The 12,805-nt window shown below is 74.7% G+C and carries 10 protein-coding genes; 3 read left to right on the forward strand and 7 right to left on the reverse strand.

What is annotated here, in order from left to right; translation table 11 throughout:
* Positions 1-106: 106 nt before the first annotated feature.
* The 3 genes from ACIP4Z_RS02200 to ACIP4Z_RS02210 all read left to right on the forward strand — a co-directional run bounded on the left by ACIP4Z_RS02200 (position 107) and on the right by ACIP4Z_RS02210 (position 3,055).
* Positions 107-1,528 (forward strand): DHA2 family efflux MFS transporter permease subunit, encoded by a 1,422-nt coding sequence (locus ACIP4Z_RS02200; RefSeq protein WP_391047423.1) that lies wholly within the window; start codon positions 107-109, stop codon positions 1,526-1,528.
* The gene (locus ACIP4Z_RS02205) at positions 1,525-2,118 is read left to right on the forward strand and encodes a MarR family winged helix-turn-helix transcriptional regulator (RefSeq protein ID WP_401304355.1); all 594 of its coding nucleotides are present in this window, start codon (positions 1,525-1,527) and stop codon (positions 2,116-2,118) included. The genes ACIP4Z_RS02200 and ACIP4Z_RS02205 overlap by 4 nt, the downstream gene beginning before the upstream one ends.
* A 121-nt stretch (positions 2,119-2,239) precedes the next feature.
* A complete protein-coding gene (locus tag ACIP4Z_RS02210) occupies positions 2,240-3,055 on the forward strand; it encodes a DeoR family transcriptional regulator (protein WP_391047428.1) in 816 nt (271 codons plus the stop codon).
* Between the two features lie 60 nt (positions 3,056-3,115).
* On the opposite strand, the gene ACIP4Z_RS02215 is transcribed toward ACIP4Z_RS02210, so the two are convergent.
* The 7 genes from ACIP4Z_RS02215 to ACIP4Z_RS02245 form a co-directional block, all read right to left on the reverse strand.
* Complete coding sequence (locus ACIP4Z_RS02215; protein ID WP_401304358.1) at positions 3,116-6,121, reverse strand: FAD-binding and (Fe-S)-binding domain-containing protein; 3,006 nt, start codon at positions 6,119-6,121, stop codon at positions 3,116-3,118.
* Between the two features lie 171 nt (positions 6,122-6,292).
* Positions 6,293-6,535 carry a ferredoxin family protein gene (locus tag ACIP4Z_RS02220; RefSeq protein ID WP_401304360.1) on the reverse strand — a complete coding sequence of 81 codons (243 nt, stop codon included), beginning with the start codon at positions 6,533-6,535 and terminating at the stop codon, positions 6,293-6,295.
* Positions 6,536-6,696: 161 nt separating this feature from the next.
* On the reverse strand, positions 6,697-8,157 hold the full coding sequence (locus tag ACIP4Z_RS02225; RefSeq protein WP_391047433.1) for an aldehyde dehydrogenase family protein: 1,461 nt from the start codon (positions 8,155-8,157) through the stop codon (positions 6,697-6,699).
* Between the two features lie 166 nt (positions 8,158-8,323).
* The gene (locus ACIP4Z_RS02230) at positions 8,324-9,376 is read right to left on the reverse strand and encodes a cyclase family protein (RefSeq protein WP_401304364.1); all 1,053 of its coding nucleotides are present in this window, start codon (positions 9,374-9,376) and stop codon (positions 8,324-8,326) included.
* Complete coding sequence (locus ACIP4Z_RS02235; protein ID WP_401304367.1) at positions 9,373-10,404, reverse strand: alcohol dehydrogenase catalytic domain-containing protein; 1,032 nt, start codon at positions 10,402-10,404, stop codon at positions 9,373-9,375. The genes ACIP4Z_RS02230 and ACIP4Z_RS02235 overlap by 4 nt, the downstream gene beginning before the upstream one ends.
* Positions 10,404-11,291 (reverse strand): shikimate dehydrogenase family protein, encoded by an 888-nt coding sequence (locus tag ACIP4Z_RS02240; RefSeq protein ID WP_391047439.1) that lies wholly within the window; start codon positions 11,289-11,291, stop codon positions 10,404-10,406. Before ACIP4Z_RS02240 ends, ACIP4Z_RS02235 begins: the two co-directional genes overlap by 1 nt.
* Positions 11,288-12,745 (reverse strand): FGGY family carbohydrate kinase, encoded by a 1,458-nt coding sequence (locus ACIP4Z_RS02245; RefSeq protein ID WP_401304370.1) that lies wholly within the window; start codon positions 12,743-12,745, stop codon positions 11,288-11,290. The genes ACIP4Z_RS02240 and ACIP4Z_RS02245 overlap by 4 nt, the downstream gene beginning before the upstream one ends.
* Positions 12,746-12,805: the final 60 nt, after the last annotated feature.

Consider the following 12,805-nt stretch of genomic DNA (forward strand, 5'->3'; position numbering starts at 1 on the left):
TGTACGATCAAAATGATTCTGGTCGTACAATCGTTGGTGTCAGCACCTATGACGCCGCCCCGTACCGGCGACGAGCGCCAAGAACCGACAAGAGGAGCCCGGACGCATGCCTGAGCTGACGCACCGGCGTCGGATGCTCATCCTGGGGATCTGCTGCATGAGCCTGCTGATCGTCAGCCTGGACAACACGATCCTGAACGTGGCGCTGCCGTCGATGAGGCGGGACTTCCACGCCTCCGTCTCCGGCCTCCAGTGGACGATCGACGCGTATCTGGTGGTGATCGCCTCACTGCTGCTGCTCTCCGGCTCCACGGCCGACCGACTCGGCCGGAAGAAGATCTTCCGGATCGGGCTGGTCTTCTTCACGCTCGGTTCGCTGCTGTGCAGCCTCGCGCCCGGTCTCGGCTGGCTGATCGCCTTCCGGATGATCCAGGCGGTCGGCGGCTCCATGCTCAACCCGGTGGCGATGTCGATCATCACCAACACCTTCACCGACGCCCGCGAACGGGCCCGCGCCATCGGCGTGTGGGGCGGTGTCGTCGGGATCAGCATGGCGGCCGGACCGATCGTCGGCGGCGCGCTGGTGGAGACCGTCGGCTGGCGGTCGATCTTCTGGATCAACCTGCCGGTGGGCGTGCTCGCCCTGATCCTCACCTCGCGCTACATCCCCGAGTCCCGCGCGCCCCGGCCGCGCCGCGTCGACCCGGTCGGCCAGGTGCTGGTCATCGCGCTGCTGGGCTCGCTCACCTACGGCATCATCGAGGGCTCGGGCGCGGGCTGGACCTCCCCGCTGATCGTCGGCTGCTTCGTCGTCACGGTGCTCGCGCTGCTCGGCCTGACGCGGTACGAGAAGCGGCGCACCGACCCGCTGATCGACGTGCGCTTCTTCCGCAGCGCGCCATTCAGCGGCGCGACCCTCATCGCGGTCAGCGGCTTCGCCGCGCTCGGCGGCTTCCTCTTCCTCAACACCCTCTACCTCCAGGACGACCGGGGCCTGTCCGCCCTCGACGCCGGGCTCTACATGCTGCCGATGGCCGTGATGTGCCTGGTCTTCGCGCCGCTGTCCGGGCGGCTGGTCGCCTCGCGCGGCCCGCGCCTGCCGCTGGTGCTCGCCGGTCTCACCATGACGGCCAGCGGCGTGATCTTCGCGGTGCTGGACGCCGAGTCGTCCAACGCCCTGCTGTTCACCTCCTACGTCCTGTTCGGCATCGGCTTCGGCCTGGTCAACGCCCCGATCACCAACACCGCCGTGTCCGGCATGCCCCGCGCCCAGGCCGGGGTCGCGGCGGCCGTGGCGTCCACCAGCCGCCAGATCGGCCAGTCGCTGGGCGTCGCCGTGATCGGCGCCGCGCTGGCCGCCGGAATGCAGACCACCGCCTGGTGGATCATCTCGGGCTGCGGCGCCTCCGTCCTGCTCATCGGTACGCTCACCACCGGACGCTGGGCCCGCGGTACGGCCGAACGCGCGGCCGATCTGCTCGTGCCCGAAGAAGACGACACCCCCCGAATCCCGGTGAGCACCTCATGACGACGACGCCAGAAGCCACGAGTTCCGTCGGTACGGTCTCCGGCCCTCCCGTCGGTACGGGCTCCGGTCCTACGGTCTCCGCCGGTCGTACGGCCTCCGTTGACGCTGTCTCCGTTGACGCTGTCTCCGGCGGCGGGGAAACCGGCCGTACGGACACGGTCGGCCCGGCGGACACGGCCGATGCCACCGCGGAGCGGATCTGGCGCAATCTGCGCACCTACGTACTGGAGCGCAACGAGCGCCGCAAGGAGACCTCGGAAGCGCTGGGCATGAGCTTCTTCCGGGTCAAGGTGCTGCGCCGGGTCGCCGCTTCTCCCGCCCGGCTCAGCGAGTTGGCGGCCGAGCTCTCCTCCGACCGCCCGTACACGACGCTGGTGGTGGACGACCTCGCCAAGCGCGGTCTGGTCGAGCGGCACGAACACCCCGCGGACCGGCGCTCCAAGATCGTGACGGCCACCGCCGAGGGCCACGCCGCCGCGGACCGCGCCAACGCCATCATGGGCGCCCCGCCGGAGTCGCTGAGCGCCCTGTCGGCCGCCGATCTGACGGCGCTCGACCGCATCGTGGCGGCCCTGGCGGCCCAGGACTGAGCCCGCCTCGACCACCGCTTCGACCACGGCTTCAGCCGCCGCCGCGACCACCGCTTCAGCCACCGCCGCGACCGGCCGGCTGTCCCCGTCCCCGAGGGGGTGATGGTCTAAGGTCTGGACGGTGACGCCAGAAGCCGATGACCGCGCTGCCGAGGAGGCCAGGCCCGCGTTCCCCACCGAGCGCCGACGGGCCCTGGTGGAACTGCTCAGGGAGCGGCGCAGGCTGACCGTCGTGGAGATCTCGGAGCGGTTCCAGGTCACCGCGGAGACGGTGCGCAGGGACCTGGTGGAGCTGGAGCAGACCGGCGCGCTGCGCAGGGTGCACGGCGGCGCGATCCTGCTGGACAACGAGCACGGCATCCCCGGTCTCGCCCAGCGCACCCGGATCATGGCCGAGGAGAAGACGGCGATCGGCGCGGCGGCGCTCGCGCACATGCCGACCGGCGGCGCGGTGCTCATCGACGCGGGCAGCACCACCGGACGGCTCGCCGATCTCTACGCAGGCGGGCCGCAGTTGGTGGTGATGACCAACTCACTGCCCATCGCCGTCACGATGACCGGCAAGCCGGGCGCGGCCGTCTACACGACCGGCGGGCGCGTCCGCAACGACACGCTCGCCGAGGTCGAGATGCTGACGCTGCGGGCGCTGGACGAGGTCAAGGTCGACGTCGCGTTCCTGGGCACCTCGGGGATAACGGTGGACCACGGCTTTTCCACCTCGGACGTCTCCGAGAGCGCCGTCAAGCGGACGATGATGGCCTCCGCCCGGCGGGTCGTGGTGCTGTGCGACCACTCGAAGATCGGCACCGCGCTGTTCTCCCGTTTCGCGCCCGTGGACGGCCCTGACCTGCTGATCACCGACTCGGGGATCAGCGCCACGCAGCTCGCGGAACTGCGCGGCGCCGGCCTTGAGGTGCAGGTGGCCGAGCCGGTCTGACGTCGTCACGGCGTCGCCCGCCGAACCGTTGCCCCCCCTGAGCGTCCCCCCTTAACCGTCTCAACCGTCGTCGCCGTCCTTCACCGCCCGGCCGTCGGACGCGTCGAGCGCGGACGCGAGCAGTTGGGCCAGGTGGACCGCTCCGGCGCCGGCCGCGAGGTCGTCGATCTGGGTGCGGCAGGAGAATCCGTCGGCCAGCACCGGTCCGGTGCGCTCCGCCGTCTCCAGCGCGGGCAGCAGGGCGGTCCGCGCGACGGCCACCGAGACGTCGTAATGGCCGCGCTCCACACCGAAGTTGCCCGCGAGTCCGCAGCAGCCGCCGACCGCCGTGACGTCGGCGCCCGCCGTGCGCAGCAGTTCCTCGTCCGCCCGCCAGCCCATCACCGCCCGCTGGTGGCAGTGCGGTTGGGCGACGGTCCGGACGCCCGACAGGTCCGGGGGGCTCCAGCCGGGCGTACGGCTCAGCAACTCGGCCAGGGTGACGGTGAGATCGGCCACCCGCCGCGCCCTGGGGTCGTCGGGCAGCAGCTCGACGCCGTCCCGGCGCAGCACGGACGTGCACGACGGTTCGAGGCCGACGATGGGCACACCGTCGGCGACGGCCGGCTCAAGTGCCGTGTACGTACGGCGCAGTTGTCGGCGTGCGCCGTCGAGCTGGCCGGTGGAGATCCAGGTCAGTCCGCAGCAGACCTGACGGCCGGTCAACTCAACGGCGTATCCGGCCTGTTCCAGTACGCGAACGGCCGCCGTGCCGACCTCGGGCGAGAACGACTGGGTGAAGCTGTCCACCCACAGCAGCACGCGGGGGCGGGACGGGCGCGGGCCGCGGTCGGCGCGGTCGGCGCGGGCGTCGCGGTCGGCGCGGTCGGCGCGGGCGTCGCGGTCGGCGCGGGCGTCGCGGGCGTCGCGGTCGGCGCGGGCGTCGCGGTCGGCGCGGTCGGCGCGGTCGGCGCGGTCGGCGCGGAAGGACGCCCGGAAGGTGTGGCGGGCGAAGCGGGGCAGCCCGCGCCGTCCGTCGATCCCGCCGAGCCGCTTGACCAGCGCGCCGACCCACCGGTTGCCGAGCAGCGCGTTGCTGACACCCGCGAGCCGGGTGGCGAGCCCGGCGGTGCGCGGCAGCCAGCCCAGCGAGTAGTGCGTCACCGGGCGGAGCCTGCGCCGGTAGCGCTGGTGCAGCACCTCCGCCTTGTACGTGGCCATGTCGACGCCCGCCGGGCAGTCGCTCGAACACGCCTTGCACGACAGGCACAGGTCCAGTGCCTCGTGCACCGCCGGGTCGGCCCAGCCGCCGTCCACCAGGTCGCCCCTGATCATCTCCTGGAGCAGCCGGGCCCGGCCGCGGGTGGAGTGCCGCTCCTCCCCCGTCGCGAGGTACGACGGGCACATCGCGCCGCCCGAGGTCGTGAGGTCGGCGCGGCACTTGCCGACCCCGACGCAGCGGTGGACGGCGCGGGTGAGGTCGCCGGAGTCGTGCGGGTAGGCGAACGCGCCGGTGACGACGGGCAGTTGGGGCCGGACCCGCAGGTCGGCGTCGAGCGGCGCCGGGTCGACCAGCACACCGGGGTTGAGCAGGGCGCCGGGGTCCCAGACCGCCTTGACCGCGGCGGCGGCGCCCAGCGCGGCGGGCGAGTACATCCGGGCGAGCAATTCGCCGCGGGCGCGGCCGTCGCCGTGCTCGCCCGACATCGAGCCGCCGTGCGCGGCCACCAGGTCGGCGGCGTCCTCGAGGAACGCCCGCATCCGGGCCGCGCCGCCCTCGTCCCGCAGACCGAAGTCGAAGCGGCCGTGCACACAGCCGTCGCCGAAGTGCCCGTACAGCAGGCCGTCGTAGTGGTGCTGCCCGAGCAGCGCGTCCAGGTCCCGCAGGTAGGCCCCGAGCCGTTCCGGCGGTACGGCGGCGTCCTCCCAGCCGGGCCAGGCGTCGGCCCCGCCGGGCGTGCGGCCCGCCAGGCCCACCCCGTCGGTACGAATCCGCCACAGCGCGGCGATCCGGCCGGGGTCGGTCACCACCTGGCCGTCCACCGCGCCGGACGCGGCCAGTACGGCGCGGGCCGCGTGCTCCGCCTCCGCGAGGCTCGCGCCGCCGGTCTCCACCAGCAGCCAGCCCGCGCCGCGAGGCAGCGCGGGCACGGCGGCGGCCCCCTTACGGCGGACCACGACCTCGACCAGCCGCCGGTCCATGCCCTCGACGGCCAGCGGGCCCAGGGCCACCAGCGCCGGGGTCGCGTCGGCGGCGGCGGGCATGTCGGGGAAGCCGAGCACCGCGAGCGCGCGGGCGGCGGGCCCGGGCACCAGCCGTACGGTGGCGTCGAGCACCAGCGCCAGGGTGCCTTCCGAGCCGACCAGCGAACTCATCACGTCGAAGCCGCGCTCGGGCAGCAGCGCGTCCAGCGCGTAGCCGGACGCCTGGCGCGGGAAGCGGCCGTACTCGGTCCGCAGGACGGCGAGGTGCGCGTCGGCCGTCTGCCGCAGCCGGGTGTTCAACTCCGCGTTCGACGTGCCGTGCTGATCGGCCGTAACCTGGCGGCCGTCGGCCAGCAGCAGCCGGGCGGACACCACATTGTCACGGGTGTTGCCCCAGGCCACGGCGTGCGCGCCGCAGGCGTTGTTGCCGATCATCCCGCCGATGGTGCAGCGGTCCGCGGTCGACGGGTCGGGCCCGAGCAGCAGGCCGTGCGGCGCGGCCTCGCGCTGGAGGCGGGCCTGGACGGTACCGGCGCCCACGGTCGCGATACGGCGCTCGGGGTCGATCTCGGCGACCGCGTCGAGCGCGGTGAGGTCGAGGACCACGCCGGGGCCGATCGCGTTGCCCGCGACCGAGGTTCCGGCGCCGCGTGCCACCACGGACAGCCCGAGCCGGTGGCAGTGGGCGACGGTGTCGACGGCATGCGCCGCCGACTCCGCGCGCACCACGGCGACCGGGGGCACCCGGTAGTTGGACGCGTCGGAGGAGTACAGCGCACGGGTGCCCGCGTCCAACCGCACGCTGGGGCCGAGCAGTTCACGCAGGCGGCGGGCGCCGCCCGCCGCGTCGCCCGGCCCGTGGGGTGCGTTCGGCTTGTCCATCGCGTTCGTTCCGTTCCTGTCGTCGCTTCCCCGCCGCGTCCGGACGGCGGGGCCACGAGGTCGTCGCCGCGAGGTCGTGTCCCGCCGCCGTCACCACGACGGCGGCACCCCGCGGCCGGCGGGGCGTCGGTACCGGTCCCGCCCACCTCTCCGGCGCCGCCCGCTGCCCCGTCACGCGGCGGAGTCCCGGTCGGCGGCGAGGTGCCCGCGCCGGTCGTCGGGCGGGCCGTCCTCGTAGTAGACCGCCTCGGCCGGGCAGACCGGCTCCCACGCGCCGCTGTCCACCCGCTCGTCCGGGTGGATGTACGGCGCCCGCGCGCCGTCGCCTGCGCGGTCGGCCGGGCGTTTTCGCCGGTGCGCGCCGTGTCGGGCGCGGCGGCGCACGCGCGTCCGGTCACTCGTCGGCCAGGACATTCGTCGGCCAGGACATTCGTCGGCCAGGACATTCGTCGGCCAGGTCATTCGTCGGCCAGGACATCGGGCCGACCGGCCGCTCCCCCCTTGGTGCGGCCGGTCGGCCTCCCCCCGGGCCCGCGGACGTGGCGGCTTCCCCTCCGCGTCCGCCCGCGGGCCGGTCATGACGCGCTGCCGGGCGCTGACGCCTGGTACACGCTCTTGGTCCAGGTGAAGAAGTCCACGGCGGTCTGTCCCTGCTCGCGGTAGGTGTTGGTGGAGGAGTCGCCGACCCCGCCGAAGGGGACGTTCAGCTCGACCCCGCTGGTCGGCCGGTTCACCTTGATCACTCCGGCCCGCACCTCGGAGCTGAACCGGTGCACGGTGTCCAGGTCGTTGGTGACCACACCGGCCGTCAGGCCGAAGCGGGAGTCGTTGACCAGGTCGATGGCCTGGTCGAGGCCCGTGGCGTCGAGCACCGCGACCACCGGGCCGAAGACCTCCTCCTGGGCGACGGTGTCGGCGGGCCGCACGCCGGTCAGCACCGTGGGGCCGAACAGCAGGCCGTCCGGGTCCGCGCCGCCGACCACGGTCCTGGCCCCCTCGGCCAGGGCCTTGTCCACGTAGCCCAGATCGGTGGCGAGTTGGGCGCCGCTGACCACAGGGCCCATCCGTACGCCGTCGGTCAGTCCGTCGCCGGGCCGGTAGGCCGCGGCCTCCTCCCGCAGGGCGTCGAGGAAGGCGTCCTTGACGCCCGGCAGGCAGATCACCCGGCTGGTCGCGGTGCACGCCTGGCCGGTGAGGCCGAAGCCGCCCGCGGCGACGATGCGCGCGGCCACCGCGGCGTCGGCGTCGTCGCAGACCACGACGGCGTTCTTGCCGCCGAGTTCGAGCTGCACCCGGATGCGGCGCGGCGCGGCGGCGGTGTAGATGCCCGCGCCGACGCCCACCGAGCCGGTGAAGGTGACCGCGTCGATCCGCGGCGACGCGACGAGTTGGGCGCCGATCCGGGCGCCGGAGCCGGTCAGCAGGGTGAACACCCCGTCGGGCAGGCCGGCTTCCTGGAGCACCCTGGCCAGGTGCCAGGCGCCCGCGGGGGCTATCTGGGCGGGTTTGAGCACCACCGCGTTGCCGCTGACCAGGGCGGGCGCGGACTTCCAGGCGGGGATGGCGATCGGGAAGTTCCAGGGAGTGATGACCGCGACCGCGCCCAGCGGTTCGCGTCGGCTGTAGACCAGGTCGGTGCCCGCGGCCGAGGGGTACGTCGTGCCGCCGATCCGCCAGCCCTCGCTGCCGTAGAAGCGGAGGATGTCGGCGGCCCGCGCGACCTCGCCGCGCGCCTCCGCGAGGGTCTTGCCCTCCTCGCGGGTGATGTCCCGGGCGGCCTCGTCCGCGCGGTCGTCGAGGAGCGCGGCGGCCCGCTCCAGAATCCGGCCGCGGGCGGGGGCCGGGGTGCGTCCCCAGTCGCGGGCGGCGGCGTGGGCGGCGTCCAGCGCGCGCTCCACGGTGGCGGCGTCGAGGTCCGCGCTGAGGCTGACCCGCTGACCGGGGACGGCCGGATTGTCCCGTACCGCCGTCGGGGCGCCGGTCCATCGCCCGCCCACCAGGGACTGAATCTCCAGGACGTCCATGCTGTCGGTCATCTCCTGTGGTTCTCAAGGCCGTTGGGGCCGTCGGAAGTCGTCGGTGGCATCGGGTCCTCGGTGGCGTCGGATCGTCGGTGGCGTCGGGTCCTCGGTGGCGTCGGGTCCCCGGTGGCCCCGGTGGCCCCGGCGCCGTCAGCTCCTTCGGGTCGTACGGGTCCCCGCGTCACTTCAGCGCGAGGGCGTTGGCGGTGGAGCCCGCCGCGCCGGTGAGGTGGAGCGGGGCCGCGGTGAACAGCCCCTCGTGGACGCCGTCCTGGGCGCAGTCCTCGGCCAGGGCCGCGAGGTCGAACAACTCGCCCACCGCGAGCCCCAGTTCGGCGATCAGCGTGTGGTGCAGGAAGGTCTCGGGCCCGCTCATGTCGAACGGCATGGCCTCCACCGCGGGGCAGTCGGCCGCGACCGCGGACAGCTCCAGGCCGCGCAGCCACCGTCTGGTCTCCTGATCGACGGCTAGGCCCGGCGAGGCGAAGAAGCCCTCCGCCGCCAGCGCCTCGCGCGCCGCCCGGTCCAGCCCCTCGTACCACCGGGTCCAGCCGAAGTGCAGCAACAGGACGTCGCCGGGCCGCGGTTGAGTGCCCTGCGCGGCGAGCGCGGCCGTCACGTCGGCCGCGGTGTAGGCGACCCCGCGGGAGCAGTCGCCGCCGTGCCGCCCATGTCCGACCAGGTCGGCCAGGACGAAGCGGCCCGCGATGCCGCGCCGCGCCCAGTGCTCGATGCCCAGCGGCCCCGCCGCCGCCGCGATGTCGGCGGCCCGGTGGCCGCCGTAATAGGTGCCCTCGGGGCCGCGCACGTGCGCCAGCCCGTCCCACTGCGAGGACCCCTGCGGGTAGAAGGAGTCGAGGCGGTCGTCGAAGCCGTTGCCGAGGTCGATACGGGTGTGCGTGTGGCGGCCCCTGCCGAGGATCGGCGGATCGGGCAGGGCCAGGTCCCAGTTGAGCGAGAAGACCCGGCCCCGGGTCACCAGCGCGGCGGCGTCCCTGACCCGCTCGGGCGTCTGCCGCGCCACGGCGCCCAGTTCGCCGACGACGGCCTCGGCGGTGCCTGTGGTGCCGGTGAGGGCCGCCGCACCCGAAGCCGAGTCGTACGCATCCGACGTACCCGAAGCCGAGTCGTACGCATCCGACGTACCGGAAACCCCGGCCGTCGAAGCCGAGGCCGCACCGGATGTCCCGTCCTCCCGGCCCCCGTCGGGCTCCTCGCCCCGCGTGCCGGTCATGACGCGTCCACCGAGATCATGGCCTTCATGGCCACCCTGCCCGCCGCCGCGTCGGCCAGCGCCTTCGGCCCCTCCTCCAGCGCGTAGTGGTCGGAGACCAGGTCGTCGACCTCGACCGCGCCGCTGGAGACCAGCTCGATGGCGCGCGGCCAGGTGTGGGCGTAGCGGTGGACGGTGGTGAGGGTGAGTTCGCGGTAGCGGATCAGGGTGGACGACAGCGTGATCGTCGGCGCGGCGGGCACTCCGACCAGTACGGCCCGGCCGCGCGGCCGCAGCCGTGTCATCCCGTCGTCCAGCGCGGTGGGCGCGCCCGAGCACTCCAGGTAGCAGTCGAGGTCGGCGGCCACGTCCTGGAAGGCGGTGCCGGGGTCGGCGCCGACGTGAGCGGTCTCCACGCCGGGCGTGGAGTGCGCGAGCCGGGCCAGTCGGCGCTCGTCGACGTCCGCGACGATCACCCGGCCCGCCTTCTCGGCCAGGGCCACCCGCGCCACCAGGGTGCCGATCGGGCCCGCGCCCGCGATGAGCACCTGCTCGCCGGGGAGTACGGCGGCCCGGCCGACGGCCCATACGGCCACCGACAGCGGTTCGAGCAGGGCCGCCCGCGTGGCGGTCATCGCGGCGGGGACGGCGTGCACCGCGCGGCGCGGCAGCACCACCCGCTCGCGCGCCAGCCCGGCGTGCGGCGGCATCCCGAGGAAGCGCATCCGCGCGCAGAGGTTGTACGTACCGGCCAGGCACTCGCGGCACCGGCCGCACCAGAGGCCGGGTTCGACGGCGACCAGGTCGCCGGGGGCGAGGTCGGTCATCCGGTCACCGGTCTCCAGGACGGTGCCGGACGCCTCGTGGCCGAGCACGTGCGGCCCGGTGAGCCGGAAGGCGCCGATCCGCCCGTGCGCGTAGAAGTGGGTGTCCGAGCCGCAGAGACCGACCCGCGCGACCGCGACGCGTACGTCATCGGCGCCGAGCGCTTCCTCGTCGGTCTCGCCGAGCGCCGCGTCATGGGCGCCCCGCAGGGTGAGAGCACGCATCACGCCACCTCCGCGGCATCGCTCGCGTGCGCGAGCGGATCGGCGAGGTCCGGCGGATCGGGTTCGCCGGAGGGTTCGAGGGTCGGTTCGAGGCCGAGGAAGTCCGCGGTCGGCCCGAGTTGGTGGAGGAGCATGTGGACGCCGGGCACGACCGTGCATCCCGCGCGCCGCGCGTGGTCGAGCAGCCGGGTCCTGGCGGGCTTCATGATGATGTCGCTGACGGCCGTGGCGGGGCTGAGCGCGGCGAGGTCGACGGGCAGCGGATCGGCGGCGCGCATGCCGACCGAGGTGGTGTTGACCAGGACGTCGACGTCGGCGGCGGAGTCCCGCTCGCGCACCTCGCAGCGCACGGCCGGGTAGTGGCGGCCGACCTGCTCGGCCAGGGCGACGGCGCGGGCGGTGGTCCGGTTGCGGACGGCCAGGTGCGAGACGCCCGCGGCGGCCAGCGCCATGGCGACGGCGCGCGCGCTGCCGCCCGCGCCGAGCAGCAGCACCCGCGCGCCCTCCAGCCGCACCCCGTGCGCGCGCAGCCCCGCGACCAGGCCGGGGCCGTCGTACTGCCCGCCGAGCAGCCGCCCGTCGGGCAGCCTGCGGATGACGTTGCTCGCCCCGGCCCTGACGGCATCCTCGGTGAGGTCGTCGAGCAGCCCGGCGATGTGCTCCTTGTGCGGCATGGTGACCCCGATGCCCGCCAGGTTCTTCCAGGCGCGCGCCGCGGCGACCGCCTGCGCCAGGTCCTCGACCCCGACCTGGTACGGCACCACGGCCGCGTCGATGCCGCGCTGGCGGAAGAAGCGGTTCATCACCTCGGGCGTGCGCACATGGGCCACCGGGTCGGCGAAGTGCGCGTAGATCCGGGTGTGCCCGGTGATGGGGTGGGACGTCATGATGCGGTGAACTCCGTCCAGTCGTCGATCCAGGTGCCGAGGTCGGGGATGAGTCCGCAGGCCAGCGCCGCCATCCGGGCGGCGCCGCAGGCGCCGGCCTCGGCGCCGACGGGCAGCCGGACCGAGCCGAGCACGCGGGCGCGGACGGCCCTGATGTAGCCGGACGTGTACCAGCCGCCCGCGGCGATCAGCGCGTTGCCGGGGCCGCCGAGCGCGTCGAGCAGGCCGATCGCGTCGCGGCAGCGCCAGGAGGTCAGTTCGACCAGGACGGCCCACGCCTCGGCGTCCGGCAGTCCGCGGAGGGCGGCCACCACGGCGGCCGGGTCGAGCTGGGCCATCGGCCGGGCCGCGCTGCCGAGGGTGACGGCGAATTCGGCCGCGCGGCCGGTCGCGGGCAGGCGGGCCGCGGCCCTGCCGAGCGCGTCGACGTCGGCGAGGGTCCGTTCGGCGCCGAGCCGGTCGTCGAGAAGGGCGCGCAGCAGGCGTCCGGTGCCGAGGACGCCGAAGAGGTAGTCGCGGCCGGGGACGATGTGCGGACCGCGCTCGAATCCGGCGGCCACCGCCCGGGTCAGCGGGCCGGGGTCCTTGGCGGCGGGCCGGGAGCGGATCAGCGCCTCCCCGGTGCCGAGGCTGTCGAAGCAGTCGTCGGGGTGTACGGCCCCGGCGCCGATCGCGCCCGCCAGGTGGTCGTGGCCCGCGACGGTGACGACCGCGCCGCCGACCAGCGGCAGACCGGCCCGCGCGGTGCCGGTGGGCGACCCGGCGGGCAGCAGTTCCGGCATCGCGGCGGGGTCGAGCCCCGCCCGGTCCACGCCGTGCTTCCACCACTCGCGGGCGGTGACGTCCATGAAGCCGCTGCGCGCGGCGAGCGACCACTCGGCGGTGGCCCGGCCGCCCGCCCAATGGGCGGCCCACTCCGGTACGTTCAGCCAGCTCACGGCCTTGCCGGTCGGGCCGGACCTCGTACCGGAAGCGGTGGACGTAACCGTCCGGGGCCCAGCGGACGACGCCGACCGTCCGTCCAGTCGGGGCAGCAGCCACGCCACCTTGACGGCCGAGGCGCGGGTGGTGGGCCGCAGGCCGGTGGTGGCGGTGAAGCCGTCGCCCTGTTCGGCGAGGAGAGCGGCCAGTTCGTCCGCCCCGCTGGTGTCGAACCAGGCCACGGCCGGTGCGACGGGTGTGCCGTCGGCGGCGAGCGCGTACCCTGCCTCGGCCATGCCCGCGAAGCCGACGGCGAGCGCGTGGCGGCCGGGCAGGCGGTCGGCGAGCTGCCGGAAGAGGCCGTCCAGCGCGCCGGACAGGTCCTCGTGCCCGAGCACCGTCGTCCCGGCGGCGAGCCGCCACGGGGTGTCGGCCCTGACCACCGCCAGCTCGTGGCCGCGCTCGTCGGTGGCGCACACCTTCACCGTGGTGGTGCCGATGTCCACGCCGACGACGCATGCCGTCCTTGCCATCACAGCCTCCTCAGCCGAAGATCCGGAATCCGCCGCTTTGTCCTGTCTACCGGTCGCGCG

Origin of the sequence: Streptomyces sp. NPDC088910, assembly GCF_044749865.1 — a bacterium.
Classification (GTDB): Bacteria; Actinomycetota; Actinomycetes; order Streptomycetales; family Streptomycetaceae; genus Actinacidiphila.